Source organism: Pseudomonadota bacterium (assembly GCA_030860485.1).
In the GTDB taxonomy this organism is placed as follows: Bacteria; Pseudomonadota; Gammaproteobacteria; order JACCXJ01; family JACCXJ01; genus JACCXJ01.
This window is the reverse complement of sequence record JALZID010000334.1, coordinates 1-3,158: the sequence shown is the minus strand read 5'-3', so window position 1 is coordinate 3,158 and position 3,158 is coordinate 1. Positions and strand designations below refer to the sequence as shown.

At 61.3% G+C, this 3,158-nt stretch carries 3 protein-coding genes; all 3 read right to left on the bottom strand.

Features of this window, described 5'->3' with window-relative positions:
• Window positions 1-172: 172 nt before the first annotated feature.
• A complete protein-coding gene (locus M3461_21020) occupies window positions 173-385 on the bottom strand; it encodes a DUF2945 domain-containing protein (protein ID MDQ3776654.1) in 213 nt (70 codons plus the stop codon).
• 17 nt (window positions 386-402) lie between these two features.
• The gene (locus M3461_21015; protein ID MDQ3776653.1) at window positions 403-1,968 is read right to left on the bottom strand and encodes an FAD-dependent oxidoreductase; all 1,566 of its coding nucleotides are present in this window, start codon (window positions 1,966-1,968) and stop codon (window positions 403-405) included.
• 540 nt (window positions 1,969-2,508) lie between these two features.
• On the bottom strand, window positions 2,509-3,158 hold a 650-nt coding region (locus M3461_21010; protein MDQ3776652.1), incomplete at its 5' end, for an aconitate hydratase.

Below are 3,158 nucleotides of genomic sequence, written 5' to 3'. Positions count from 1 at the left end.
GCGCCTCGATCCGGGGAAGCGGCGCACATCCGCGACCGCCTCCAGCCGGTAGCGGGCGAGCAGCTCGAGAAACGCGTCCAGCGGGCGGGTCGAATGGCCTATCGTCCAGATCGTTGAGCCCATGGTTCGTCCCGCAATATCGCGACTCACCTACACAGTGAGCGCTGCATCCTCAATCGATCTTGTGTAGCGCAGTGCCCTTGTGCGCGGCGATGTGCTCAGTCTTGTCGCTCTTGATCTCGTACTGCGGTTCGTCCTTGCTGGCGTGGTGGGTGTATCCTTTGTAATCGAAATCTTTTGTGTGAACCTTGATGATCTTGCCGGTCACATCCCCAGCCTCCGAATGCCAGCGGACGTGATCGCCGACTTTGAATTTTCCCGTCATGATGGTTCGACTCCGTATTAAACGCCTTTGCTCGAAGTATCGGTCACTCTGTTGTGGGCGATGGTTCTCTCGAATTCGACTTCCGCGCGCAGCCCTTCGAGATCCCGGTGAATCACGGCGACCGCCAGTTTCCTGCCTCCGCTTCGAAAGGTGACCGTGCAGTCGCGCGCGTCAAGCTGCCCGTAGATCTCGGCTTTGTCCCATCGCTCGGCGTAACCGACATAAGCAAGGCCGAAATCGTATTGCTCGGTCCAGAAGAACGGCACGGCATCGAAGCGTTCTCGTCGACCCAGGATGTTGCGCGCCGCCGTTTGCCCTTGGCGCTCGGCCACTACCCAGTGTTCGACGCGGATGTGCTCGCCGGTGAGCCGATCCGGCCAGCGCGCAATGTCACCGGCCGCGAAGATGCCCGGGACGCTCGTTTCCAGGTACTCGTCCACCGTGATCCCTCGATCAATGGCGAGGCCGGCCTGTTCGGCCAGTGCAATCGCCGGTCGTACGCCGACGCCGATGACGATGAGATCGGCCGGGAGGCTTTCTCCGCTCTGCAACGTGACGCTACGCTTATCTATCGAGGCGGCTGTCGTGCCGAGATGGAAGGTCACGCCGTGTTCTTCATGGAGTTTGCGGATGAAGTTCCCGACCTCCGCGCCGAGAATTTTCTCCATGGGATAGGTTTCCCGTCCGACCACATGCACTTCGATATTGCGCGCTCGAAGTGATGCCGCCACCTCGAGACCGATGAAGCTCGCGCCTATCACCACGACCCGCTGCGAAACCAGCGCCTTGGCGACCAGGGCGCGGCTGTCGGCGAGCGTGCGCAGGTAATGTACGTGGGGAAGATCTCCGCCGGGAACCTCGAGCCGCACCGGCTCGGCGCCGGTGGCGAGCAGCAGCGCATCATAGGCATGGCGGCTGCCGTCCACTAGGCGCACATGCCGACTCGCCGTATCGATTGTGGCGACGCGCGCGCCCAGCTTCAAGTCGATGTCCTGCTCTTGATAGAACTCGGCCGATCGAAGCGGAATCCACTCCTCGGGCGCATTGCCCGCAAGATATTGCTTGGAAAGATTGGGCCGATCATAGGGTACCGACGCATCGGCGCTCAGCATCGTCAGGCGACCGGCGTAGCCCTCCCGGCGGAGCATTTCCGCGGCAGCATTACCCGCCGCGCCGCCACCGACGATTACCACCGATCCCGGCATGCCCAACGCTGCGGGAACCGGCTGCCGGCTGGCGCTCTTGCGCTTTTCCCTAACGAAAGCGCTGCCGTCCCGCTGCTCGACCCGCCAACAGGAGACGGGGTTTAGCGCCGGCGCCCGCAGCGCCTCGCCGGTGCGCAGGCTGAAACAGGCATGATGCCAAGGGCAGCGAACCGTATCGTCGGGAGGGAGCCCGTCGGGAAGCGGGCCGCTATAGTGCGTGCAGACGGCGCCGATGGCGAATAGCTCCCCGCCGCGACGGACGAGAATTACCGGTTTGCCCTGCGTATGGCCGAGCAGCATGGCGCCTTCGGCAAGGGTCGAAATGGCCACACCCTGTGCGAGGTCGGGCCCGTCGAGTTTCGTCTTTTCTTCGCTCATTTAATCCTCGGTGATGCTGATGGTGACTGGATGCGCCGTACCGATAAGGATAGGACTTTCAACGCCGTTGTTCAACCGGTACGGTTGCGTCGGACGGTCGGCCGGTGAGTGGGTGGTTCGCGCGGGGGCGGGGGGGCGTTTGGGCAGCCCCGGCGGGATTCTGGTTGGCTGTCGGGGCCGTGGGGTGACGCAAAGCGAGCATCTGGTGGCCGGACGCGAGTCCGCCGGTGCCGGTCAAGTCACCTTGACCGGCAGGAAGGTTCGGAGTATGGGTCGGCCGGATGCGACCGAAGGACAATCCTTCCATGGCGAGGAAATCCGGCCAGTACAGTTTGATGGCAGCGAGCAGACCGTAGGCGGTGCCTATTAGCAGCCAGAAGGTCGCAGACGCGAGATACGCATAGACCACCCGGACCGTTATGGGGTCGTGACCCGAAAGGGAATGACAAGGCGGGCGTGTTCCCACCGCGCATCACGGCGGCGTCATCGGCTGGTGGGTCGTACACGCGTTTCAGCTCCAGCATTCAGACCCGACGCCAGCTAGGCCGGACGCTTGCGCATCAGGTTGAGTAGGCTTCCGGATAAAATCATCTCGACTTGTCGTGCCGTCAATGCATGTTCCGCGATGCACGCTTCTCCTTTCGTCTTGTTGATGACCTTTACCTGCATTCCTTGTTGGATGGCCGCACGGATATCCGGAAGACTTAGGACGTCGTCTTGGTCGATTCTTTCCCAGTCATTCGGATTCGCGAATGTCAACGGCAGGATCCCAAAATTGATCAGGTTTTGCCGGTGAATCCGGGCAAAGCTTTTCGCGATGACAGCCTTGAGTCCCAGGTACCGCGGCGCAATGGCGGCATGCTCGCGGCTTGAGCCCTGGCCGTAATTTCTGCCGGCGACTATTAGGCATCCCGACAACAAGTGATGCATCGCCCGGTGGTAAAACGTCTCATCCATTCGGGCGAAAACGAACTTGCTGATTTCGGGAATGTTGCTCCGATACGGCAGCACTTGCTCTCCGGCCGGCATGATCTCATCGGTGGAAATATCATCTCCCACTTTTAGGAGGACCGGCCCTTCCACCGTATCCGGGAATGGATGAAACGGTGGAAGCGGCTGAATATTCGGCCCCTTCTCAAGCTCAACAGGCTCGCTTTCTTCGGCAGGTGGCGCGACCATAGCCGTGTTAA

Excerpts from the sequence above, each read along its gene's own strand:
- M3461_21015 (MDQ3776653.1), bottom strand. The coding sequence starts at position 1,968 with ATGAGCGAAGAAAAGACGAAACTCGACGGGCCCGACCTCGCACAGGGT.
- M3461_21020 (MDQ3776654.1), bottom strand. The coding sequence starts at position 385 with ATGACGGGAAAATTCAAAGTCGGCGATCACGTCCGCTGGCATTCGGAG.